General features: G+C 41.6%; 20 protein-coding genes. 17 read left to right on the top strand and 3 right to left on the bottom strand.

The genetic code is table 11. From position 1 onward, the window contains the following. Positions 1 to 599 precede the first annotated feature (599 nt). Positions 600 to 1,967, bottom strand: a complete 1,368-nt coding sequence (locus tag DW182_RS04460) for a PAS domain-containing sensor histidine kinase (protein WP_118294784.1) — start codon at positions 1,965 to 1,967, stop codon at positions 600 to 602. Then, positions 1,964 to 3,316: a sigma-54 dependent transcriptional regulator gene (locus DW182_RS04455; RefSeq protein ID WP_118294783.1), complete on the bottom strand. Its 1,353-nt coding sequence runs from the start codon at positions 3,314 to 3,316 to the stop codon at positions 1,964 to 1,966. The genes DW182_RS04460 and DW182_RS04455 overlap by 4 nt, the downstream gene beginning before the upstream one ends. A gap of 294 nt (positions 3,317 to 3,610) precedes the next feature. On the opposite strand from DW182_RS04455, the gene DW182_RS04450 reads away from it, so the two are divergent. After that, positions 3,611 to 4,726 (top strand): glycosyltransferase family protein, encoded by a 1,116-nt coding sequence (locus DW182_RS04450; protein ID WP_118294782.1) that lies wholly within the window; start codon positions 3,611 to 3,613, stop codon positions 4,724 to 4,726. A gap of 32 nt (positions 4,727 to 4,758) precedes the next feature. On the opposite strand, the gene DW182_RS04445 is transcribed toward DW182_RS04450, so the two are convergent. Further along, on the bottom strand, positions 4,759 to 9,414 hold the full coding sequence (locus DW182_RS04445; RefSeq protein WP_233564076.1) for a translocation/assembly module TamB domain-containing protein: 4,656 nt from the start codon (positions 9,412 to 9,414) through the stop codon (positions 4,759 to 4,761). Positions 9,415 to 9,446: 32 nt separating this feature from the next. On the opposite strand from DW182_RS04445, the gene tsaD reads away from it, so the two are divergent. The 16 genes from tsaD to DW182_RS04365 all read left to right on the top strand — a co-directional run bounded on the left by tsaD (position 9,447) and on the right by DW182_RS04365 (position 24,022). Continuing rightward, on the top strand, positions 9,447 to 10,469 hold the full coding sequence (gene tsaD, locus DW182_RS04440; protein WP_118294781.1) for a tRNA (adenosine(37)-N6)-threonylcarbamoyltransferase complex transferase subunit TsaD: 1,023 nt from the start codon (positions 9,447 to 9,449) through the stop codon (positions 10,467 to 10,469). 176 nt (positions 10,470 to 10,645) lie between these two features. After that, the gene (locus DW182_RS04435; protein WP_022393900.1) at positions 10,646 to 11,113 is read left to right on the top strand and encodes a CinA family protein; all 468 of its coding nucleotides are present in this window, start codon (positions 10,646 to 10,648) and stop codon (positions 11,111 to 11,113) included. 121 nt (positions 11,114 to 11,234) lie between these two features. Next, the gene (gene rpmB, locus DW182_RS04430; protein ID WP_007214256.1) at positions 11,235 to 11,495 is read left to right on the top strand and encodes a 50S ribosomal protein L28; all 261 of its coding nucleotides are present in this window, start codon (positions 11,235 to 11,237) and stop codon (positions 11,493 to 11,495) included. A 22-nt stretch (positions 11,496 to 11,517) separates the two neighbouring features. Further along, a complete protein-coding gene (gene rpmG, locus DW182_RS04425; RefSeq protein WP_002560155.1) occupies positions 11,518 to 11,706 on the top strand; it encodes a 50S ribosomal protein L33 in 189 nt (62 codons plus the stop codon). A gap of 12 nt (positions 11,707 to 11,718) precedes the next feature. Beyond that, positions 11,719 to 11,877, top strand: coding sequence for a DUF4295 domain-containing protein (locus DW182_RS04420; protein ID WP_007662457.1), 159 nt, complete (start codon positions 11,719 to 11,721; stop codon positions 11,875 to 11,877). A 139-nt stretch (positions 11,878 to 12,016) separates the two neighbouring features. Continuing rightward, complete coding sequence (gene ftsY, locus DW182_RS04415; protein ID WP_118294780.1) at positions 12,017 to 12,976, top strand: signal recognition particle-docking protein FtsY; 960 nt, start codon at positions 12,017 to 12,019, stop codon at positions 12,974 to 12,976. Beyond that, positions 12,973 to 14,271, top strand: a complete 1,299-nt coding sequence (rimO, locus tag DW182_RS04410; protein WP_118294779.1) for a 30S ribosomal protein S12 methylthiotransferase RimO — start codon at positions 12,973 to 12,975, stop codon at positions 14,269 to 14,271. The genes ftsY and rimO overlap by 4 nt, the downstream gene beginning before the upstream one ends. 77 nt (positions 14,272 to 14,348) lie before the next feature. Continuing rightward, positions 14,349 to 14,621, top strand: coding sequence for an HU family DNA-binding protein (locus DW182_RS04405; protein WP_022393897.1), 273 nt, complete (start codon positions 14,349 to 14,351; stop codon positions 14,619 to 14,621). A 33-nt stretch (positions 14,622 to 14,654) separates the two neighbouring features. Then, positions 14,655 to 15,977 (top strand): HU family DNA-binding protein, encoded by a 1,323-nt coding sequence (locus DW182_RS04400; protein ID WP_118294778.1) that lies wholly within the window; start codon positions 14,655 to 14,657, stop codon positions 15,975 to 15,977. Between the two features lie 264 nt (positions 15,978 to 16,241). Further along, the gene (locus DW182_RS04395; RefSeq protein ID WP_118294777.1) at positions 16,242 to 17,237 is read left to right on the top strand and encodes a MoxR family ATPase; all 996 of its coding nucleotides are present in this window, start codon (positions 16,242 to 16,244) and stop codon (positions 17,235 to 17,237) included. A gap of 129 nt (positions 17,238 to 17,366) precedes the next feature. After that, positions 17,367 to 18,236, top strand: a complete 870-nt coding sequence (locus tag DW182_RS04390; RefSeq protein ID WP_007214248.1) for a DUF58 domain-containing protein — start codon at positions 17,367 to 17,369, stop codon at positions 18,234 to 18,236. A gap of 8 nt (positions 18,237 to 18,244) precedes the next feature. Continuing rightward, positions 18,245 to 19,324, top strand: a complete 1,080-nt coding sequence (locus DW182_RS04385) for a membrane exported protein (protein ID WP_044534364.1) — start codon at positions 18,245 to 18,247, stop codon at positions 19,322 to 19,324. 58 nt (positions 19,325 to 19,382) lie between these two features. Beyond that, entirely contained in the window at positions 19,383 to 20,366 is a 984-nt protein-coding gene (locus tag DW182_RS04380) for a VWA domain-containing protein (RefSeq protein ID WP_007662474.1), read from the top strand. Between the two features lie 42 nt (positions 20,367 to 20,408). After that, positions 20,409 to 21,455, top strand: coding sequence for a VWA domain-containing protein (locus DW182_RS04375; protein ID WP_044534363.1), 1,047 nt, complete (start codon positions 20,409 to 20,411; stop codon positions 21,453 to 21,455). Continuing rightward, a complete protein-coding gene (locus DW182_RS04370; protein WP_117693550.1) occupies positions 21,439 to 22,155 on the top strand; it encodes a tetratricopeptide repeat protein in 717 nt (238 codons plus the stop codon). The genes DW182_RS04375 and DW182_RS04370 overlap by 17 nt, the downstream gene beginning before the upstream one ends. 22 nt (positions 22,156 to 22,177) lie before the next feature. Next, a complete protein-coding gene (locus DW182_RS04365) occupies positions 22,178 to 24,022 on the top strand; it encodes a BatD family protein (protein ID WP_044534361.1) in 1,845 nt (614 codons plus the stop codon). The last annotated feature ends 9 nt before the right edge of the window (positions 24,023 to 24,031 follow it).

Here is a 24,031-nt window from a genome sequence, read left to right as displayed (position 1 = left end):
ACACCTATTTTTAAACAATTGCAAGGGGTAAAATGTTCAGATTCCGTCCAAAATGAATCAATCTATGTTTTTTGTGTGTAATTTTCATTTTTTTCCTTTCTTGTCTTGTCACTTTTTCCACCCCCTCTCAGATGCCTTCTGAATGGGGGTACAATGAGTCAGGGACTGAAAGGCATTCAGTCAGTGAGTGAAAGGCATTCAGTCCCTGACTGAATCAGATTCACTCAACGAGTCGGAGGAGTAGCTGCGGAAAAGGAAGAAATTTACGTTTTTTTGTAAACATAATTATTAACTGATGAAATGTACGATGAATCATCATTTAACTCATATCGGAAAAGAAAGAATAAAGGAGTGATAAGGTGGTAAGGTGATAGGGCGATAAAGTAGCTGCGCTATATATCACAGAGTCTTATCCCGCTATCACTTTATCACCTTACCACCTTATCACATTTTGTTCATAACTCAGCAATAATGAACATAATCCAAATCTTGATTCGTATTATTAGTCTATTATTGAATTATTTTTCTCCTATTGGGAAAAAGTTTTTCTCCAGTAGGAGAAAAAAATCATTAATACCACTTTGTTTTTTAGACGTTACCTAATTGAATTTTAGTATAAACATGGTTTCCTTTCCGGGATGCAGGGAAAGGCTGCCACCTGACAGCCGCATAATTTGACGGGAAATGCTCAAACCGATGCCGCTGCCACCTTCTTTTGTGGTGAAGAAAGGAATAAAAATGTGTTCTGCTACTTCAGGAGGAATGGCAGGGCCGTTATTGGATACTTCGATGAGTACGGCTTCATTTTCATTGCAATAAGCGTGTAGGGTGATGATGCCTTCCGGAATTCCTGCTGCGTCAATGGCCTGAATGGCATTTTTCAATACGTTGATAAGTACCTGCGAGATAAGGTTTTCATCTGCATAAAGAATAAGATCACCCGGAGTGATGTGGGAGTGGAAGGTGATATGTGAATTAGGATATTGATGCCGTGCCAGTTCCACCATACGATTGATAAAACCTTTGACGTAGAACAAGGAAGGTTCCGGTTTGGGGATACGGGTGAAACGGCGGTAATTTTCTACGAAAAAGAGGAGCCCTTTGCCCGTGGTGCTGATGGTGTGCAGGCCATTGCGGATCTCGTCAGCAGTTTCTTTGTCGGAAGAGATGGATTCACTTTTCGCTTTTAATTCTTCACTTCCCTGTATCAGTGTCAACAATGTGTCGCTCAATGAAGTGATGGGAGTCACAGAATTCATGATTTCATGTGTCAGTACACGGATCAAGCGTATCCAGGAGTCGATTTCCTTTTCATCCAGTTCGTTATTGATATCATTCAGGGCAAGGATACGAAAATGCTCCTGACGGATGGTTATGTCGGAGACGCGGATGGAGAGATTGACCGTACCGCGTTCGTTGGACAGGCGGGTTTGCAACTTATCTCCGGGACGGCAATGGGCGAAAAGTCCCATAAGGTTTGTATCAATACGGCTAAGTTGGCTGACATGGGTGAAGACTTCCAGCCCTAAAAGGCGGAGGGCTTCATTATTTTTCTGGTAAACAGCACCTGCATCGTTCAGTACCAAGATACCGGTATTGATGCAGTCGAGAATGAGTTCGTAATACTTTTCCTGTTGTGCAGTTTCGCTCTTTACATTATATAATATGGATGCAACGCGGTTCAGGGCTTGGTTTACAATACGGTTGTCCGGAATGTCTTCGTGCTCGGAGAAATGGATGGATGCATCGTTGTTTTCAATGGCATCGAGCAGAAACAAAACCTTCTGTGTATGCCGACGATACAGTTTCCATTGCCAGCGCAGACTCGTCAACAACAGCAAGGAAGAGATGACGATCCATAGAAAGTCTTTATAAATAATGGATACCGTGACGGCTCCCGTCAGCAGGAGAGAGATGACAATGCGGAAAAGGTAGCGGTCGGTGATGTATCGGGAGTAATGTTTCATAATCCGAACTTTTTCATTTTATTATAGAGAGTCTGTCGGGTGATGCCGAGTTGTGCGGCAACAGCGGATAGATTGCCGTTACAGGTATCCAAAGCTTTCTGTATCATTTTCCGTTCCATTTCTTCAAGGGTGGCTGCTTCTGTACCGGCATCGCTTCCGGTGCGTGAGGTTTCAGTACGTTTAGGCAACTGGAACAGTTCCGCCGGCAGTTCGTTGCCATCGCAGATAATGACTGCTTTCTCTATGGCATGCTCCAGTTCGCGGATATTTCCGTACCAGGGGTGTGTTTTCAATTTGGTACAGGCAGCACCGGAAAGCCGTAATAATGCTTTATCATATTGCTTGCAGAAGCGTGTTATAAAGCGTTCGGCAAGAGGAAGAATGTCTTCCGGCCGTTCGCGCAAAGGAGGAATTTCAAGATGGATAGTATTGATGCGGTAAAGCAAGTCTTCACGGAATTCATTGCGTTGTACCATCTCGTTCAGATTGCGGTTGGTGGCACAAATCAAACGGATGTCAACAGCGATAGGCTGGTTGCTGCCTACACGGACAATACTGCGGCGTTGCAATACGGTCAGTAGTTTGGCTTGCAGGTGATAGGGTAAATTGCCGATTTCATCGAGAAACAGTGTGCTATGGTCTGCTGTTTCGAACTTACCGGGACGGTCAGCGTATGCATCTGTGAAAGAGCCTTTTGTATGCCCGAAAAGCTCACTTTCAAAGAGGCTTTCGGTGATGGCTCCCATATCTACGGCAACCATTTCCTTCGTACGGCGGGAAGAAAGTGCATGAATTTCACGTGCCAGCATCTCTTTTCCCGTACCGTTTTCTCCGGTGATAAGGATATTTGCATCGGTTGTGGCGACTTTCTCCACCAGCGAGCGCAATTGCTGCATGATGGGACTTTCTCCCCAATACATGGCAGGGGTTACAGGAGAGGCGATTTTTCCGTTATTTTTATTATGAATGGCTTGGGCTGCATTCAGTAAGGTTTCCACCAGCTTTTGATTATCCCATGGCTTGACAATAAAGTCTGTAGCTCCTTCTTTAATGCCACGCACGGCAAGATCAATATCTCCATAAGCAGTGAAAAGAACCACAGGCAAGGAGGGACGAAGGCGTTTGATTTCCTGTAACCAGAATAATCCTTCGTTTCCCGTATTGATACCTGAGGTAAAATTCATGTCAAGTAACACCACTGATGGATTTTCTTCACGTAACACAGAGGTTAGTGTGACAGGTGAAGGGAGCGTGATGATCTTTTCGAAATGGGGTTTCAACAGCAATTGCACTGCGGTGAGCACACCGCGGTTATCATCAACAATAAGGATATTTCCGGGCTTTTTCATACGAGAGTTTCTTTTGAGGGGTAAAGATAATGCAAATTGAAGGTATAACTTTCATGCTTGCATGAAAAAGTTATGCTGAGATGCGGCTTATCTTCTGTAAAGATAAGGAGGTTCGCGAAAAAAATGAAAGAGACTTGTCATATTTTCTACATACCGGCGTAATACGAATAGCTGACCTTTGCCTACAACATTCGCAGTTTCTTATATTCCCAATTTTGAAGAGGAACTGGTGAAGTTTGTCCACGCACGTAAATGCGATGGTATTATAAATTACTAAAAATTATAAATATAAAGATGAAGGTTCTTTTTATTGTTCAAGGAGAAGGCCGCGGTCATCTGACGCAGGCCATCACGCTGGAAGAAATTCTACGGCGCAACGGTCACGAGGTAGTAGAAGTACTGGTGGGGAAGAGTAACACCCGTCGCCTGCCGGGTTTCTTTAACCGTAATATACAGGCACCTGTGAAACGTTTTCTCAGTCCGAACTTTCTGCCTACGCTTGCCAATAAGCGGGTTAGTATGTCTCGCAGTATCGCATATAATCTGATGCAGGTTCCTGCTTATATGCGTAGCATCTGTTATATTCACCGGCGTATCCATGAAACTGATGCGGACCTCGTAATCAACTTTTATGAGTTACTGACGGGCTTGACTTATCTTTTTTTCCGCCCTTCTGTACCGCAGATCAGTGTCGGCCATCAATATCTTTTCCTACATCATGACTTTGAGTTTCCCAAAAAGAATCCCGTGAGTCTGCTGATGCTCCGCTTTTTTACACGACTCACGTGTATCGGAGCCAAAAAGAAGCTGGCTCTCTCATTCCGTCCGATGGAAACGGACGAAGAAGCGCATATACGCGTGGTACCGCCTTTACTGCGGCGCGAAGTGCTTTGTTGCGAAGCTGTTGCCGGAGAGTATGTACATGGCTATATGGTTAATGCCGGATTTGGAAAAAGTATCTCCCAATGGCATGAGCAGCACCCCGAAGTGCCTTTGCACTTCTTCTGGGACAAACCGGATGAACCGGAAGTATGCAGAATGGATGAAACATTGTCATTCCATCAGTTGGATGACGAAAAATTCCTTCGCTATATGTCGGGTTGCCGGGCGTATGCCACTACGGCAGGTTTTGAATCCGTTTGCGAGGCTATGTATCTGGGTAAGCCTTTGCTGATGGTACCGGCACACATTGAACAGGATTGTAACGCTTATGATGCGGCACGCGGCGGAGCAGGTATTATTTCCGATAATTTTGAGGTAGACCGTTTGTTGGAATTCGCCCGGAGTGAGTATCAACCCGAAGAGAATTTCCGTAGCTGGGTACGCAGTTGCGAGTGGCGGTTACTGAACTGTATAGAAACGGTGGAAGGAACAGACTTTATAAATGATTATAAATTGATATATGAATAAGAAAAGTGATATGAAAATAAAGAAGGGGAAAATTAACTTCCCCCTCTCTTTTCTTTTGCTGCCGCATGGGAAGCAGTAGTCTTAGTTTCTTCCGTTTGCTCTTCGGTATTTTTTTCCGCTTCCTTTTGTTCCATTTCCCGTCTCAGTCTTTTCAACCTCCACTTATTCCAGAACATAAGCTCTTTCCATCGGTTGAAGTCCTTCTTGAAAATGATGCCAATGCCTTGTGTTGTCAGATTGGTTCTTGTATAATAGCGGTCATTCGTCTCATTATATGCTTTCAGACGGATATCTCCGCTACGGTTCACAAGCCATTCTGCTTCAAAGTCACCTACAAAGTTCGTATTTGCCATCGGATTGTCGCGGTATCCGAAGTTACCGTTGATAAGCAGACGGTTGTTTAGTAATTGTCCCGATAGCATTCCTTCGAACTCCATATCCGTCCAGCCTTTTTCTCCGGTGCTGAGGTTGGTACCTATATTCCAGTTGTTACTATTAATAATGTTGGAAAGTGCATTGTTTAGTTGTCCTGAAAGGGTCGATGAAAGCACGGAAGTCATCATATTCGAATTTTGCGTGGCATCTACATTTTCGGGTGTATAGAATTTGCCGATACCTAACAGATAGAGGATCTGCATATTCATTTGTTCGTCCGTAGGGATATAGTTGCGTATAAGTGCTTGTACTTCATCTCGTTCATTAGGCACTTCCAGTCCCAACTTAATGTCAGGGGAAGTGAGGTGACCTGTCAGATTCATGGTACAGTTTACCCGGATATTCGTAGGGATTCCATAGCTACTTGCATTGGGTACCAGATCATTCAATGATGCGGAATTCACCATATAGTTTGCTTGAATATCCATGGTGGCATCCAACGGAGGACCGTTGAAACTGATAGTACTTCCGTCTTTTATTGTAAAATCCTTGCGTATCACTTCCTGCAAGCTGAATTTATAAACTCCCTGACTGATGCGGTAACTACCGAACATTTTTACATCATCGCCTTTGTTGTAAAACTCTGTGCGGATATTTCCGGACCCTCGTCCACTGATGTAGTCGCCTGCAATGGGATCCATAACAATCTTCATGGTTGCATTCGGGGTAGCTTCTACAAGCAGATTTAGGCGGATATCGGTATGACTTTCTTCTTCCTGTTGTATTTCTTGTTGTGCCAGCTCATAATCAGAGGGCAAATTGATGGAGTCCAGCACAGCACGACGAGGTGTTTTATCTACATACTTGATGAATTGGGTACTGGCAGCTGAAGATACATTATCCTTTATATAAACAAAATTAGTATTTCGGTCGGTAGTCATAGCTACATCTATATTTACGCCATCTCGCGCATTTCCGGCAATCAGAGCATTGCCTGTTCCATATACCGTACCATAGAAAGGCAAGTCAAGCGATTCTTTTGTATTCATCACCAGCATATTATTTACGTCAAACTGAAAACGATATTCCAGATTCTTGAAGTGTTCATAGTGCAGGTAACCGTTTGCGTGTCCCTGGTTGCCCTGAGGGTCGAAAATGCGGTTATTATGGAAAGTCAGCCCGTTCGGCTCTATGAGAATACTGTCTTTTATGAAGAAAGTGGTGTTCAATACGTCTACTTTCATGGAAGCATCGCCAAGTACGCGTCCTTCCATGGTAAGCCCTTTAAATTTACCATAGAAATGTACGTTGCCACTGGCTCGTCCGTTAAATTCCGGTGTAATACTACTCATGTAGTGTTCAATAAACTTAAGATTGGTGCTGTCCGCTTCAATCTGTAAGTCGAGTGCACTTGTGGGTTTTATGGGATAGATATATCCATATACATGACTTTTGGCTATGTCTTTCTCACGAATATGTGCATCGAGATAAATTCCTTTTACTTCGTGATGCCATTCTCCATGAATATTGGCATCGCCCAATAATCCGTCGTTCAACCCAAGACTTCGGATAAACAGGTCGGTATACATAACGGGAGTTTTTAATACTCCACTGGCATAGGCTGGACCGGTAGCTTCGCCTTTGAAGTTAACCCCAAGGTTGGCTATATCGAATACATATCCTATATTAATATCTTTCAAGTCCAGGCGTACCGTGTCATTGGGTTCTTCTGAAATGACCCCATTGATGCGCAAGTGTCGGTCTTTATGGCTGAAATAGAAATCATTAATATGTATTTTCCCGGAATCTATGACTACTTGTGAGGGGTGTATTTCCCATAGAGTATCATTCAGAATGATATCTGTCTTTTGTACATCTACGACCGTTTTCAAGGGCGAAACTGCCTTGCGGGAACGCTTGTTATCTCGTTCTTCGGCTTGTGCACGGAGAAAATGTGCAGTAGCAGCCAGTTTGCCACTATAGGTGACGGAACTGCTGTTACCCCAGTTTAGGGAAGTCTGAATAAGGTCGTCTTTGGCCTGAGCTTCCAATGCAATGTTTATTGCACCTGTCGGCTTGCGGTTATTGAAGCGCAGTCGGGCATGAATTTTGTCACCCGGATTTTCGCATAATAGCATTCCGGATTCAATGAATTTATCTCCATAACGCAGACGTGGAAAATAGCCCTCTACCCGCAAGCGTTGCGCTTTGTCATTGAAATAACCTTTTAGAGTAGAGTGTGTGTAGATTTTAATGGGAACATTGAATACGGTGGACAATAAATCCGTATTGAAGATGTTTACATCAAAATGGAAATTATTCTCGCTTTCTATGGGGTTCTTGTCCGGTAATATCAGAGCGGGAATGTATTTCCGCATGATATTCATTACACTGGCAGGCAGGGTACGATAGGAATAATCCCCCTCGATGCTTGCATTCAGGAAATTAGAGGTTACTGTCAGTTGCTTATGAGAACTATCCCTCTGGCTGGCAGCGATTTTCAGGTTATCCAGAAAATACTCCTTATCGGGTGCAGTGAATTGCAGACTGTCGATATTGATTTCTCCATTCATTTCATCAATAGATCCACCTGTGAAGTCGGCTGTTAATTGAACTGAAAGTTCTGTATCCTCATATTTGGGGGTTAGGTGGAGTTCGTGCGGACGCACATTGCGAATGCTGGCGTGAAAGTTGAAAGTCGGTATACGGCTGACGGTATTGATATTACCGTTCAGCAGAATAGAACCATTCTCGTCATCCAATGCTACTTTTCCATTGAAACCGCCTTGTTTGTATTCTCCGTCCAGTGTGATATTTTCATAATTATAATCACTATAGTCGATGGAAGCAATCAATCCTTTCATCACAATGGAAGGGTATTGATTTTCATAGTGGCTGCCTTCAATGTCAAGATTGAAAGTTACTTTTCCCAGCTTTTCGTTATCCAGCATATTGCCCAATTCGAGTTCTTCAGTCTTTACGGCACCCGAATATGCAAAATAACCTTTTTCTTTATCTGAACTTATTTTCAAATCTGTCTTGATGGAGCCAATGTCTGTGTATATCAAACCATAAGTTACGATGTCCGTGAAATAGCCTGATACTTCTCCATGAAATGAAATGGTGCCCAAACGTTGTAATATAGGAGGAACACCCTCGTAATTCTTACTCAAGTTGCGTACAAAAAAAGCAACCCCTTCCGGATCGGCATATAAATTGGACAGGTTACCAAATACAAATGCATCCTGAGGACGGGATAGATCTTGTAAAGATACATCTCCTCTCAAACGGAAATGCGGTCCTCCTGTGATTGACAGGTGGGGACAGTTCAGCTGGTTAATGGTACCGTTTGTTTCTACAGCTATTTGCAGCTTTTCTTTAAAAGGAGAAAATGCGGGAACAAATGCTGCCAAGTCACGAAGTACGATATCTGAAGGCAGCATACGGAACGAGAAGTGCACGTCATTAACAAAATTACCAAAAGCCCCCAGACTGTCATATTCCATACGTATGGTGTCCATGGCAAGTGAAGTATTGGGCAGGTCGATTGCAAAATTCTCGATATTCATCTTCTGATTATTTGCAACAACCTTTAAGCTCAGCCTCTTTAACTCAAATCCGGAATTTTCTTCTTCTATACTTAAACGTTTGATAGCAGCATTTATAGAATCATTTTGAAGTGCTTTTAAGGAGATATTGGCAATAATGTTACGTAGCTGTATGTGCTGTGCATTGAACTTTCCCGGTGTTTCTTCTGCCGACAGCACATTGTAGGACAGCTTGCCGCGCCGTATCAATAAAGAATTGATGCGGATATCCAGATTACTTTCTTTTTTGATGGTATCTTTAGAGGCAAATGCATCAAGTACGAACTGGAAATTGGGTATATCTTCCGGTGTTTTCTTTTCCAGATTGATGTTAAAACCAAATAACTGCACGTTACTGATGGAAACTTTCCCCTTGAATAGGGGTAATATATCGAATTTAGCTGAAAGACGGGATATCTTCAGCATTTCTTTATCGGACTGGTCATTCAATAATAAGTCATCAATTATGATGCGGTTTAGCAGTCCCATATTTATCCGCCCGATGGTCAATTGTGTACCCAGAACGTTAGCTAATTCGTTTGCAACCAACACAGATATTTGTCGCTGAACGTAAGGAATGTTCAACAACAATATAGTCCCGATATACAAACTAAGTATAATACCGAGCACCCAGCGAACTGTCTTTTTTAACTTTCTGATAGGCGGTTTGTTTGAATTAGCCAACAAAAATATGAAATAATACGTTATCAATCCTACTTTTATCATTACTTTTGCAGCGTTTAAACGTAAATAACGATATGAGTACAATAATTTTAGGAATAGAAAGCTCTTGCGACGACACCTCTGCTGCCGTCATCAAAGATGGATACCTGCTATCAAACGTCGTTTCCAGTCAGGCGGTGCATGAAGCCTATGGCGGTGTAGTTCCCGAATTAGCTTCACGTGCACATCAGCAAAACATAGTTCCGGTGGTGCATGAAGCATTGAAACGCGCCGGAGTGACTAAGGAAGAATTGAGTGCAGTGGCGTTCACCAGAGGACCGGGATTGATGGGTTCTTTGTTGGTAGGTGTGTCATTTGCCAAAGGTTTTGCTCGTTCTTTAGGTATTCCTATGATTGATGTTAATCATTTGACAGGTCATGTGTTAGCCCATTTTATTAAAGCAGAAGGTGAAGAGAATACTCAGCCTGAATTTCCTTTCCTTTGCTTGCTTGTATCGGGAGGAAATTCGCAAATTATCCTGGTAAAGGCATACAATGATATGGAGATTTTAGGGCAGACGATTGATGATGCTGCTGGAGAAGCCATCGACAAGTGTTCGAAGGTAATGGGATTGGGGTATCCCGGTGGTCCGATTATTGATAAGTTGGCCCGTCAGGGAAATCCGAAGGCATTTACTTTTAGCAAACCTCATATCCCTGGATTAGATTATAGTTTCAGCGGTTTGAAAACCTCATTCCTGTATTCTTTGCGTGACTGGATAAAGGAAGACCCCGATTTCATCGAGCATCACAAGGTAGATTTGGCGGCTTCGCTCGAAGCTACCGTAGTGGATATCCTGATGGATAAGCTCCGCAAGGCTGCTAAAGAATATAGGATAAAGCAAGTAGCCGTGGCTGGTGGTGTTTCTGCTAATAATGGCTTGCGCAATGCCTTTCGTGAACATGCTGAAAAGTATGGGTGGAAGATTTTTATTCCCAAGTTCAGCTATACGACGGATAATGCCGCTATGATTGCGATTACAGGTTATTTCAAATATCAGGATAAAGATTTCTGTTCGATAGATGCACCGGCTTACTCACGTGTAACGTTGCAATAAAAGGAGTTTTAGAGCACTTTTCGGCCTGCACCGTACCTGGTCCGTGTCTGGTCCATACCAACTCCATACCAAGTCCAAGTGTATAGATACGGAGCAAACACGGAGTTGATACGGATTTGGTGATATGGAGAGGAAAAGTGGAACAAAATACAGAAATAATATATATAATAAGGTATATGAAGCTGGAAGAAAAGATTGGGGAGTTATTAAAATCGAAGAATTTGTCCCTTTCCACCGCAGAAAGTTGTACAGGAGGCAGTATTGCAGCTTTGGTGACTTCAGTTCCAGGGAGCTCGGAATACTTTAACGGAGGGATTGTGGCATATTCTAATGAGGTAAAGATGTCTCTGCTCCATGTCTCTGCTGAAACTTTGGAGAAATATGGAGCTGTCAGTCGGGAGACTGTTATCGAGATGGTAAAAGGTGCGATGAAAGCGTTGAAAACAGATTGCGCTGTCGCTACATCAGGAATTGCAGGCCCCGGAGGGGGAACTGCGGAAAAGCCTGTCGGAACGGTATGGATTGCTGCTGCCTATAAAAATGAAATTGTAACATTCAGACAAGAGGGAGATGATGGAAGGGGTGGAAATGTACAAAAAGCCATTCGAAATGCTCTAATGATGCTCTGTGAGTGCTTAAAATGAAGAAAAAATGCTATCAGACAATGAATTATTTTATGAAAAACTTGTTTGGTATCGATAAAAGTACTTACTTTGCGCTCTGTTTGAAATAAGTATAGATAAAAACTATAAAAATAAGATAGAAATGTCGAAGATTTGTCAAATTACCGGAAAGAAAGCCATGATTGGCAACAATGTTTCACACTCAAAGAGAAGAACTAAGAGAACCTTTGATTTGAACTTGTTTAACAAGAAGTTCTACTATGTAGAGCAAGATTGCTGGATCAGCCTTAGCATTTGTGCTAACGGTCTGCGTATTATTAATAAGAAAGGACTGGACGCTGCTTTGAACGACGCAGTAGCAAAAGGTTATTGTGATTGGAAAAGCATTAAAGTAATTGGCTAAAAAGTAGAGGAGAATACTGATTATGGCAAAGAAAGCAAAAGGTAACAGAGTACAGGTGATTCTGGAATGCACAGAACACAAAGATAGCGGTATGCCGGGAACTTCTCGTTATATCACTACTAAGAACAGAAAGAATACAACTGAAAGATTGGAATTGAAGAAGTATAATCCGATCCTGAAGAGAGTAACAGTACATAAAGAAATTAAATAATAAGTATAACCCATGGCAAAGAAAACTGTAGCAAGTTTGCACGAAGGTTCTAAAGAAGGTCGTGCTTATACAAAGGTTATCAAGATGGTTAAGTCTCCGAAGACTGGTGCTTACATCTTTGATGAACAAATGGTATTGAACGAAAAAGTACAAGACTTTTTCAAGAAATAAGATAGTCCGTCGAAAGACGTTTGATTATAAAGTCCTCTTATCGTATTCCGGTAAGGGGATTTTTTTTGTACTTTATCCCCGTACTTTCATTACTTTGTTATATCTTTGTAGCATAATGTATTGTACAAAAAAATAGGATATGGGATTTTTTAGTTTTTTCTCAAAGGAAAAGAAGGAAACTTTGGATAAAGGATTATCTAAGACGAAAGAAAGTGTATTCGGAAAGATTGCCCGTGCTGTGGCAGGAAAGTCGAAAGTAGATGATGAAGTGCTTGATAATCTGGAAGAAGTGCTGATTACTTCGGATGTGGGGGTAGAGACGACGTTAAATATAATTCAACGTATAGAAAAGCGTGCCGCATCTGAAAAATATATGAATGCGCAGGAGTTGAATACTATCTTGCGCGATGAAATCGCTGCTTTGTTAACGGAAAATAATTCGGACGATGTAGATGATTTTGAAGCACCGATTGCGAAGAAACCTTACGTAATTATGGTAGTAGGGGTGAATGGCGTTGGCAAAACAACTACTATTGGTAAGTTAGCTTACCAATTCAAGAAAGCAGGTAAAAGCGTTTATTTGGGAGCGGCGGATACTTTCCGTGCAGCAGCTGTGGAACAGTTGGATATCTGGGGTGGACGTGTAGGAGTACCTGTCATAAAACAAAAGATGGGAGCTGATCCGGCTTCCGTGGCCTACGATACATTAAGCTCTGCTGTTGCTAATAATGCTGATGTGGTAATTATTGATACTGCCGGCCGCCTTCACAATAAGGTTGGCTTGATGAATGAGTTGACTAAGATTAAAAATGTAATGAAGAAAGTAGTTCCTGATGCTCCCAATGAAGTACTATTGGTGCTGGATGGTTCTACTGGGCAGAATGCGTTTGAACAGGCTAAACAATTTACGTTAGCTACGGAAGTAACCGCGATGGCTATCACTAAGCTGGATGGAACGGCGAAAGGTGGAGTTGTTATCGGCATTTCTGATCAGTTTAAGATACCTGTTAAGTATATTGGCTTGGGTGAAGGTATGGAAGATCTACAGGTGTTCCGTAAGAAAGAATTTGTTGACTCGTTGTTTGGGGAGAATGCATGAAACGGAAAACAATTGATATTATAACTTTAGGGTGCTCTAAGAATTTAGTGGATTCGGAGCATTTGATGCGCCAGCTGGAAGAAGCCGGATATCACGTGACTCATGATACGGAAAAGCCTAAAGGAGAGATTGCCGTTATCAATACTTGTGGTTTTATCGGTGATGCTAAAGAAGAGTCCATTAATATGATTTTGGAATTTGCACAGGCAAAAGAAGAAGGAAATCTGGAAAAGTTATATGTAATGGGTTGTCTTTCTGAACGCTATCTGAAAGAATTGGCGATTGAAATTCCGCAGGTGGATAAGTTTTATGGTAAATTTAACTGGGCGGAGTTATTGCAGGATCTGGGTAAAGCTTATCACAAAGAACTTCATATAGAGCGTACTCTCACTACTCCTAAGCACTATGCATACCTGAAAATATCGGAGGGATGCGACCGGAAGTGTTCGTATTGTGCTATTCCAATTATTACAGGACGGCATGTATCGCGACCGGTGGAGGAAATTTTGGATGAAGTCCGTTACCTGGTGAATAAGGGAGTAAAAGAGTTTCAGATAATTGCTCAGGAGTTGACTTACTATGGTGTGGATCTGTATAAGAAGCAAATGCTTCCTGAACTTATAGAACGTATATCTGAAATTCCCGGGGTAGAATGGATTCGTTTACATTATGCTTATCCCGCACATTTTCCTACAGATTTGTTTCGGGTGATGCGTGAGCGTTCTAATGTGTGTAAGTATATGGATATAGCTCTTCAGCATATTAGCAATCCGATGTTGGAAAAAATGCGTCGTCATGTAACTCAGGAAGAAACTTATCAACTGATAGAACAATTCCGCAAAGAAGTGCCTGGTATCCATTTGCGTACGACTTTAATGGTAGGGCATCCCGGAGAAACAGAGGCGGATTTTGAAGAGTTGAAAGAGTTTGTTCGTAAGGTGCGTTTCGATAGAATGGGGGCTTTTGCATATTCGGAAGAAGAAGGTACTTACGCGGCTGCGCATTATGCGGATGAAATACCTCAGGAAGTAAAGCAGGCGCGTTTGGATGAGTTGATGTTCATTCAACAAGGTATTTCTGCCGAATTGAGCGCTGCAAAAGTGGGGCAATCCATAAAAGTTATCATTGATCGTCTGGAAGGGGATTATTATATCGGTCGTACTGAATTTGACTCTCCTGAAGTGGATCCGGAAGTATTGATAGAGTGTGGTGAACAAACATTGCTTATTGGTAACTTTTACCAGGTAGAGATAATAAGTTCCGATGATTTCGACCTTTTTGGACAGGTTATTTAAATAATTTTCCCGAAGAATTTGTGTATATGCGGAAGTTTTGCTAATATAGCACCGAACTTTATAAAAATAGCTGGATTTTGAATAATAAAGAATTTACTTCAGAACTGTCACGAAGATTGGGATATACCATAAAGGATACATCCGAACTTATTGCATCTTTACTGTCGGATATGACACAACAGCTGCAAGAAGGGAATATTGTTTCCGTACAAAGTTTCGGTACTTTTGAGGTAAAGAAGAAAGCGGAGCGTATTACCATCAATCCAACGACAAAGTTGCGTATGTTGGTTCCACCTAAGTTGGTGCTGACCTATAGACCCAGTACGACTCTGAAAGATAAGTTTAAATAATGTCGTCTTCTACTCAAGTAACCCTTCATAAATATGAATGAAAAGCTGAACATACAGAATTTAATAGAAATGCTTGCCGAAAAGCATGGCATGGATAAAACGGATGCTGAGAGCTTCGTAAAAGAATTTTTTCAGTTGATTGAAGAATCATTGGAGAGCGATAAGTATGTGAAGATTAAAGGCTTGGGTACATTTAAGCTGATTGACGTGGATAGTCGTGAAAGCGTAAATATAAACACGGGTGAACGTTTTGAAATACAAGGACATACAAAGGTTTCATTTACTCCGGAGCCAACTTTAAAAGATTTGATAAACAAACCTTTTTCGCATTTTGAAACTGTGGTATTGAACGATGAAACAGTGTTAGAAGATACGGCAATGGGGGATAATTCTGAAGAAGAGGAAAAAGAAGAGAATTTTGTAGAGCCTGAAAGTTCTACAGTTGTTGTAGAATCGCAGGTTGTTGTTCAAGAAACGGCTGAAGTAATTGAAGAGAAAACTGAAAATGCTGAAGAAGAATTGATAGAGACAGTTGAAGAACAAGTGATTCAGACTGTTGAGGAAGTCGTGGAGGATATAAAAGAACAGCCGGTTTCGGAAGAAGCCCCCTCTGTTTATCAGGCTGAATCAGCGCTTTCATCCGAGGAATCAGTGGTATCGTCCAAAGAATCTAACCCAGTTGTAGTAGAATCAGTAATTTCAATGGATGAGCCTGTGGAAGAAGAACCTGTAGAACAAAAAGATGAAGAAGATTTAGTGCCTACTTATGAGGTTCCTGAGCCTCCATTACCTCCTGTGAATAAAGCAGACAGTTCTACCATGAAGTTTTTTATCGGAATTGTAGTACTTGTTGTATTACTGTGTGTAGGTGCTGTTACTTTTATGTATTATCCGGATTTATTGGATAGGATGTCTACGCCATCAAAAGAGGAAGTTGCTGATGAAAAAGTAGAGAAACCAGCTGCTCCAGTCGTTCTGACGGATAGTATTACTCGAAAAGATACCGCAACTGTGGTTGCGAAGAAAGATACTGTGGCAGAAGTTGTTACTCCTAAAGTTGTTGAAGAACCGAAGCCGGTTGTAAAACAGGAAACTCCTGTTGTTGCTCCTAAAAAAGAGACAAAGAAGGCTGCTGCAACTCCTTTTGAGCCAGACTCTGTAAATTATAAGATTGTAGGTACGAAAACTACTTATACTATCCAAGAAGGAGAAACTCTGACAAAGGTTGCACTTCGCTTTTACGGAACTAAGGCTCTGTGGCCCTATATTGTGAAGCATAATTCGGGTGTTATAAAGAATCCCGATCATGTGCCGTATGGTACTGTAATCAAGATACCGGAGCTCGAAAAGAAATAAAAGAAAATATTGCACCCCTGCAAGTTGATAATACTTCACTTGCAGGGGTGATTTGCTATTTATCCCTGTCTGCGAATTTGAAATTCTTTTCAGAAACTATTGTTAACTACTAAACTCTATGAAAGTAGTTTAATCTAATTGTTTTTTAATAAAAATTAGTTGGTATGGTTAATTTATTCCTGTACTTTTGGGAGCGAAAAAAATAATTACCAGTAGCATACTGGAGAAATCAATGGAATTTAAACAATAAAAATAATAGTATTTATGGCTGAAACAATTGATATCCGCGAACTGAACGAGCGGATTGAAAGACAAAGTTCTTTTGTTACCAACCTTACTGCTGGTATGGACCAGATCATTGTAGGACAAAAACATCTGGTAGAGTCATTGTTAATCGGTTTGCTGTCCGATGGACACGTATTATTAGAAGGTGTGCCCGGTTTGGCAAAGACATTAGCGATTAAGACGCTTGCCTCACTGATCGATGCACAATACAGTCGTGTACAGTTTACTCCCGATTTGCTGCCTGCCGACGTTATCGGTACAATGGTTTACAGTCAGAAAGACGAAACGTTTCTAGTAAAGAAAGGACCTGTTTTTGCCAACTTTGTTCTGGCAGATGAAATTAACCGTGCTCCGGCCAAGGTACAGAGTGCTTTGCTGGAAGCAATGCAGGAACGTCAGGTAACTATTGGTACGGAAACATTCCCGTTGCCTGAACCTTTCCTTGTACTTGCTACACAGAACCCTATCGAACAGGAAGGTACTTATCCGTTGCCTGAAGCCCAGGTAGACCGTTTCATGCTGAAAGTGGTTATCGACTATCCGAAGATGGAAGAAGAAAAACTGATTATCCGCCAGAACATCAATGGCGATAAATTCAATGTGAAGCCTATTCTGAAAGCTCAGGAGATTATTGAAGCACGTAAAGTCGTTCGTCAGGTATATCTAGATGAGAAGATTGAACGCTACATTGTTGATATTGTATTTGCCACTCGTTATCCGGAGAAATATGATCTGAAGGAACTGAAAGATATGATTGGTTTCGGTGGTTCTCCCCGTGCCTCTATCAACCTGGCATTGGCTGCCCGTACTTATGCTTTCATCAAACGTCGTGGTTATGTGATTCCAGAAGATGTTCGTGCTGTGGCTCATGACGTATTGCGCCATCGTATCGGATTGACTTACGAAGCAGAGGCCAGCAACCTGACTTCTGACGAGATTATCAGCAAAATACTGAATAAGGTTGAAGTACCTTAATTAAGTAATCATTTTTTTAAAGGTCTTCCGAGGCCTGTTAATAAATGGTGTGAACGTTTTTAAAGAATCTAGCCAACGTTTTTAAAGAACGTTGCCGGTATTTATTAACGGAATTATTTAACGATATAGATGGAAACAAGTGAACTGTTAAAAAAAGTCCGTCAGATTGAAATCAAGACGCGCGGATTATCCAACAATATCTTTGCCGGCCAGTATCATTCGGCCTTCAAGGGTAGGGGTATGGCATTTTCCGAGGTGCGCGAATATCAGTTTGGCGATGACATACGCGACATTGACTGGAACGTGACCGCTCGCTTCAATAAGCCTTACGTGAAGGTGTTCGAAGAAGAGCGCGAACTGACCGTTATGTTGCTGGTGGATGTTTCCGGTAGTTTGGAATTCGGTACGGTGAAGCAGATGAAAAAGGATATGGTGACGGAAATAGCTGCAACATTGGCTTTTTCGGCTATCCAAAACAACGATAAAATCGGGGTTATCTTTTTCTCTGACCGGATAGAGAAATTCATTCCGCCTAAGAAAGGGCGTAAGCATATCTTATATATTATTCGCGAACTGATTGACTTTAAAGCGGAGAGTCGAAGGACTGATATCCGGCTCGGACTGGAATATCTGACAAACGTGATGAAGCGTCGTTGTACAGCCTTCCTGTTATCCGATTTCATCGATCAGGGGAACTTTAAGAATGCAATGACTATCGCCAACCGGAAACATGATATGGTGGCTATCCAGGTGTATGACCGCAGGGTAGAGGAACTGCCGGCTATCGGTTTGATGAAAATAAAGGATGCTGAGACTGGACATGAGCAGTGGATTGATACTTCGTCGCGTGCTGTTCGTCGTGCTCATCACGACTGGTGGGTGAATAAACAGGTGGAACTGAACGAAACATTCACTAAAAGTAATGTCGATAATGTGTCGGTACGCACCGATCAGGACTATGTCAAAGCATTGATGAATTTGTTTGCGAAACGAAATTAATCGGAAAAATGAAAAGATATCTATTTCTGATAACCCTATTGGGGATGTTGACTGGCAAGGCAGTGGCTCAGTCGGTAACAGTAGATGCTACCATTGATTCTCTGCAAATTTATATCGGTGACCAGGCGAAGATTAAACTTCAGGTAGCCTTGGATGCCGATAAACGGGCTATTTTCCCTGTTTATACGGATACGCTGGTAAGTGGTGTGGAGATTATAGATGTTGCAAAGCCGGATACGCAGTATATAAATGATGATAAACGAATGCTGATTACGCAGGAGTATACTGTTACATCATTCGACTCGGCATTGTATTATCTGCCACCGATGGAAGTATTGGTGGATAATAAGGCATATCGTTCGAAGGCTTTGGCACTGAAGGTCTATTCGATGAATGTACCATTGGATCCTGAGAATCCGGAACAATTTTTTGGTCCGAAGACAGTAATGCAACCTCCTTTTGTGTGGGAAGACTGGTATGGGATTATCACCTGTGGCATATTGCTTATTCCGATTGCGTTATTACTTATCTATCTGATCATGCGTATCTGTGACAATAAACCTATCATCCGTAAGGTAAAGGTTGAACCGAAGTTACCTCCGCATCAGATGGCGATGAAAGAAATAGAGCGTATCAAAGGGGAAAAAGTATGGCAAAAGGGACAGTCGAAGGAGTATTACACGGAATTGACAGATACTTTGCGTACGTATATTAAAGAGCGTTTTGGTTTCAATGCTTTGGAAATGACCTCTTCGGAGATTATAGAAAAGCTGCTTGAAATGCAAGATAAAGAAGCTATTGCAGATTTACGTTCTCTTTTTGAGACTGCCGATTTGGTGAAGTTTGCTAAGCATAATCCGTTGATGAACGAAAATGATGCAAATCTGATCAGTGCCATCGAATTTATCAATGAAACCAAGGAGAAAGAAGTGGAGAATGCAAAACCGCAACCCACTGAAATTACCATCATTGAGAAACGTTCATTGCGTACTAAAATATTACTGGGCATAGGCATCGTAGTTTTATCGGTTGCCTTGATTGGTTCGTTCGTTTATATTGGAATGCAGTTATACAATTATTTTGCATGATAGCAGAATTTAAGGGTAACTCCAATCTTAAATTGTAAATTGTTAAATAGTAAATACAATGGTTTTTGCCAATATTGAATATTTGTTTTTGCTGCTGTTGCTTATACCTTATATAGTATGGTATATCATGAGGCGGAGGAATAATGAAGCTACACTTCAGATTTCGGATGCTCGTGTATATGCTCATACGCCGAAGAGCTATAAGAACTATTTGTTGCATGTGCCTTTTATGTTACGGATTATTGCCTTGGCATTGATTATCGTAGTGTTGGCGCGTCCTCAAACTACTAATAGCTGGCAAAACAGTGAAATTGAAGGTATAGATATTATGATGGCCATCGACGTATCTACCAGTATGCTGGCAGAGGACTTGAAACCGAATCGTCTGGAAGCTGCTAAAGATGTGGCTGCGGAGTTTATCAATGGTCGGCCCAATGATAATATCGGTATAACTTTATTTGCCGGTGAAAGTTTTACGCAATGTCCGTTGACGGTGGATCATGCAGTGCTTTTGAATCTGTTTCAAGGCATTAAGTGTGGTATTATTGAAGATGGAACAGCAGTCGGTATGGGTATTGCTAATGCAGTTACTCGCTTGAAAGATAGTAAAGCGAAGTCTAAAGTAATCATTCTGTTGACAGATGGTACAAATAATAAAGGAGATATATCTCCGCTGACTGCGGCAGAAATAGCTAAGAGTTTTGGTATCCGGGTTTATACAATTGGTGTAGGTACAAACGGAATGGCTCCGTATCCTTATCCGGTGGGTAACACTGTGCAGTATGTCAATATGCCAGTGGAGATTGATGAAAAGACACTGACGCAGATTGCGGCTACCACAGAAGGTAATTATTTCCGTGCCACCAGCAATTCTAAGCTGAAAGAGGTATATGAGGAGATCGATAAGTTGGAGAAAACCAAGTTGAATGTGAAGGAATACAGCAAGCGCCAGGAAGAATATCGTTGGTTTGCTTTGGCGGCATTCTTGTGCGTGTTACTTGAAGTATTGCTTCGTAATTCTATCTTGAAGAAGATACCTTAAAACAATGCATTAATTGTAAATTACTAAATTGTACATAGAAAGATGTTTCGATTTGAAGAACCTACATATTTATACCTGTTGCTCCTGTTGCCTTTCTTGGCGGCTTTCTACCTGTACTCCAATTATCGGAGACGGAAAGCGATCCGCAAGTTTGGCGACCCGGTGCTAATGGCACAGTTGATGCCGGATGTATCTAAATATCGTCCGGATGTGAAGTTTTGGCTGGTGTTTGCTGCAATCGGACTGTTTGCTGTATTGCTGGCACGCCCGCAGTTTGGCTCCAAACTGGAGACAGTGAAGCGTCAAGGGGTAGAGGTAATGATTGCGTTGGATATTTCTAACTCTATGTTGGCACAAGATGTACAACCCAGTCGTCTAGAGAAAGCCAAGAGATTGGTAGCACAGTTGGTTGACAAAATGGAGAATGATAAGGTAGGTATGATTGTGTTTGCCGGTGATGCCTTTACACAGTTGCCTATTACAAGCGATTATATTTCTGCCAAGATGTTTTTGGAATCTATTAATCCGTCATTGATATCCAAGCAGGGTACGGCTATCGGTGCAGCTATTAATCTGGCTACTCGCAGCTTTACCCCCCAGGAAGGAGTTGGACGTGCCGTCATCGTTATTACTGACGGTGAAAACCATGAAGGCGGAGCTGTGGAAGCTGCTAAAGCTGCTGCGGAAAAAGGTATTCAAGTTAGTGTTCTGGGTGTGGGTATGCCTGATGGTGCACCTATCCCCGTAGAAGGAACCAATGACTTCCGCCGTGACCGTGACGGAAACGTGGTTGTAACTCGCTTGAATGAGCAGATGTGTCAGGAAATAGCTCAGGCAGGAGATGGGATTTATGTGCGTGTAGACAATTCAAATGCTGCGCAAAAGGCAATTGCTCAAGAGATTAATAAAATGGCGAAAGCGGATGTGGAAACACAGGTTTATACAGAGTTCAACGAACAATTCCAGGCTGTTGCATGGATTATATTGTTACTGTTGTTGGCTGAAATGCTGATTTTGGAACGTAAAAACCCGTTATTCCGTAATATCCATCTGTTTAAAAAGGAAGAAAGGTATGATGATGAGAAATAGAACTATCGGAATTATCTTGCTGCTACTGACGGCTATTTCAGTTTCTGCACAGAAAGCGGAACGAGACTATATTCGTAAGGGAAATCGTGCTTATAAAGATAGTACGTATGTAAATGCTGAAGTGAATTATCGGAAGGCTATTGATGTGAATCCAAAGTCTGCGATATCCATGTATAATCTAGGTAATACGCTTATGCAACAGAATAAGTTGCAGGAGGCTATGGAGCAGTTTGTTGCTGCCACTAAAATGGAGAAAGATAAGGGTAATCTTGCTCAAATTTACCATAATATGGGAGTAATATTCCAGTCCGGTAAGGATTATGCCAAAGCTGTGGAAGCATACAAAGAGTCATTGCGTAATAATCCGAAAGATAACGAGACGCGTTATAACTTGGCTTTGGCTCAGAAAATGCTGAAAGATCAGGAACAGAATCAGCAGAATCAAGATCAGAACCAAGATCAGAATCAGGACAAAAAGGAGCAGGAAAAAGAACAAGATAAAGACAAACAAGACCAAAAAGAACAAGATCAGCAAAACCAGGATCAACAGCAGCAACCTCCTCAGCCACAAGAAAATCAGATGTCAAAGGAAAATGCTGAACAACTTTTGAAGTCGGTGATGCAGGATGAGAAAGATGTACAGGATAAGGTGAAGAAACAGCAAGTTATCCAAGGTGGTCGTTTGGAAAAGGATTGGTAAATAATAAAAGATACGATAATATATGAGAAAATTAATTTTCTTATGGATAGCACTGGTAGTAGTCAGTCTGCAAGCTTTGGCTAATGACAAGGTGTCATTTACCGCGTCAGCTCCTGATGCTGTAGCGGTGGGCGACCAGTTCAGGCTGGCATATACAGTGACTACACAGAAGGTGAGAGATTTCCGTGCTCCCTCTATTAAGGGATTTGACGTACTGATGGGACCCAGTCGCTCTCAGCAAAGTAGTATGCAAATAGTTAATGGGGTATCGACCTCAACCAGCAGTATTACTTTCACTTATATACTGATGGCTACTGCTGAAGGTAGTTTCACAATTCCGGGAGCTACAATTACGGCTGATGGCAATCAGATGGTTTCTAATTCTGTGCAAATCAAGGTTTTACCAGCAGATCAGGCCGGAGCAGCTTCTTCAGGCAGAGGTAATAGTAGCCAGCAGGGTAATACCAGCCGTGCTTCTTCAGGAACTTCTGTTTCCAATCAGGACCTCTTTATTTTGCCTACTATTAGTAAGACCAATGTGTATGAACAAGAAGCATTCTTGCTGACTTATAAAATTTACACTCTGGTTGACCTTCGCGGTTTTGACAATGTTAAACTTCCTGATTTTAAGGGATTTCATTCACAAGAAGTAGAACTTCCGGGTGATAGAAAATGGAGCTTGGAACATTATAAGGGACGGAATTATCAAACTACCGTTTACCGGCAATTTGTGCTGTTTCCGCAGCAGTCTGGTAATTTGACTATTGATCCGGCACGTTTTGATGCTTCTATAGCTAAAGCTACTCATGTATCTGATCCGTTTGAAGCTTTCTTTAATGGTGGCAGTAACTACATTGAAGTCAAAAAGACATTGATGACACCGAAACTAACTGTAGATGTGAAGCCTTTACCGGGTGATAAACCTGCTGATTTCTCCGGTGGAGTGGGAGAGTTTAGCATTTCTTCTTCCATTAATAGTACTAATGTAAAGACAAACGATGCTGTAACTATTAAACTTGTCATTTCCGGTACAGGTAATTTGAAGTTGATAGGTGATCCTGAGGTGAAATTCCCAGATGACTTTGAGGTATATGACCCTAAAGTTGATAATAAATTCAGGCTGACAAGTGCAGGACTCTCGGGCAGTAAGGTTATTGAATATCTGGCTATTCCGCGTAATGCCGGAACATTTAAAATACCAGCGGTGAAATTCAGCTATTTTGATATCAAATCCCGTACTTATAAGATCTTGACTACCGAAGAGTATGAATTGCATGTAGAGAAAGGTGAAGGAAATGCAGCTCAAACTATTGCTAACTTTACGAATAAAGAGGATTTGAAAGTCCTGAATGAGGATATTCGCTTCATCAAGCAAAATGATGTGACGCTTTCTCAAAAGGGAGACTTCTTCTTTGACTCTATGTTGTACTGGTTGCTCTATTTAGTACCTGGCGTTGCGTTTATCATTTTCTTTATCATTTACCGTAAGCAGATATCTGCTAATGCTAATGTTGCGAAAATGCGTACGAAAAAGGCAAATAAGGTTGCTGTTAAACGTATGAAGTTAGCTGGTAAGTTGTTGGCTGAGAATAAAAAAGATGTTTTCTATGACGAAGTCTTGAAGGCTCTTTGGGGATATATAAGCGATAAATTGAATATTCCGGTTTCTCGACTTTCAAAAGATAATATTGAAGAGGAACTTCGTAAATATGGAGTGGAGGATGCTTTGATTAAAGAATTCTTGGCAGCATTGAATGATTGTGAGTTTGCACGTTTTGCTCCTGGCGATGATAATCAGGCTATGGATAAAGTCTATTCGGCTTCATTAGCAGTAATAAGTAAAATGGAGAATTCGATTAAACATTAATTAGGAGGT

This window comes from Bacteroides sp. AM16-24 (assembly GCF_003471885.1).
GTDB lineage: Bacteria > Bacteroidota > Bacteroidia > Bacteroidales > Bacteroidaceae > Bacteroides.
Note: the sequence above shows the minus strand (reverse complement) of the source record. Positions and strands in the feature narration are given on the sequence as shown.

Bases quoted from the DNA above. Each gene is read 5' to 3' on its own strand.
- DW182_RS04460 (WP_118294784.1), bottom strand. From the start codon at position 1,967: ATGAAACATTACTCCCGATACATCACCGACCGCTACCTTTTCCGCATT.
- DW182_RS04455 (WP_118294783.1), bottom strand. From the start codon at position 3,316: ATGAAAAAGCCCGGAAATATCCTTATTGTTGATGATAACCGCGGTGTG.
- DW182_RS04450 (WP_118294782.1), top strand. From the start codon at position 3,611: ATGAAGGTTCTTTTTATTGTTCAAGGAGAAGGCCGCGGTCATCTGACG.
- DW182_RS04445 (WP_233564076.1), bottom strand. From the start codon at position 9,414: ATGATAAAAGTAGGATTGATAACGTATTATTTCATATTTTTGTTGGCT.
- tsaD (WP_118294781.1), top strand. From the start codon at position 9,447: ATGAGTACAATAATTTTAGGAATAGAAAGCTCTTGCGACGACACCTCT.
- DW182_RS04435 (WP_022393900.1), top strand. From the start codon at position 10,646: ATGAAGCTGGAAGAAAAGATTGGGGAGTTATTAAAATCGAAGAATTTG.
- rpmB (WP_007214256.1), top strand. From the start codon at position 11,235: ATGTCGAAGATTTGTCAAATTACCGGAAAGAAAGCCATGATTGGCAAC.
- rpmG (WP_002560155.1), top strand. From the start codon at position 11,518: ATGGCAAAGAAAGCAAAAGGTAACAGAGTACAGGTGATTCTGGAATGC.
- DW182_RS04420 (WP_007662457.1), top strand. From the start codon at position 11,719: ATGGCAAAGAAAACTGTAGCAAGTTTGCACGAAGGTTCTAAAGAAGGT.
- ftsY (WP_118294780.1), top strand. From the start codon at position 12,017: ATGGGATTTTTTAGTTTTTTCTCAAAGGAAAAGAAGGAAACTTTGGAT.
- rimO (WP_118294779.1), top strand. From the start codon at position 12,973: ATGAAACGGAAAACAATTGATATTATAACTTTAGGGTGCTCTAAGAAT.
- DW182_RS04400 (WP_118294778.1), top strand. From the start codon at position 14,655: ATGAATGAAAAGCTGAACATACAGAATTTAATAGAAATGCTTGCCGAA.
- DW182_RS04395 (WP_118294777.1), top strand. From the start codon at position 16,242: ATGGCTGAAACAATTGATATCCGCGAACTGAACGAGCGGATTGAAAGA.
- DW182_RS04390 (WP_007214248.1), top strand. From the start codon at position 17,367: ATGGAAACAAGTGAACTGTTAAAAAAAGTCCGTCAGATTGAAATCAAG.
- DW182_RS04385 (WP_044534364.1), top strand. From the start codon at position 18,245: ATGAAAAGATATCTATTTCTGATAACCCTATTGGGGATGTTGACTGGC.
- DW182_RS04380 (WP_007662474.1), top strand. From the start codon at position 19,383: ATGGTTTTTGCCAATATTGAATATTTGTTTTTGCTGCTGTTGCTTATA.
- DW182_RS04375 (WP_044534363.1), top strand. From the start codon at position 20,409: ATGTTTCGATTTGAAGAACCTACATATTTATACCTGTTGCTCCTGTTG.
- DW182_RS04370 (WP_117693550.1), top strand. From the start codon at position 21,439: ATGATGATGAGAAATAGAACTATCGGAATTATCTTGCTGCTACTGACG.
- DW182_RS04365 (WP_044534361.1), top strand. From the start codon at position 22,178: ATGAGAAAATTAATTTTCTTATGGATAGCACTGGTAGTAGTCAGTCTG.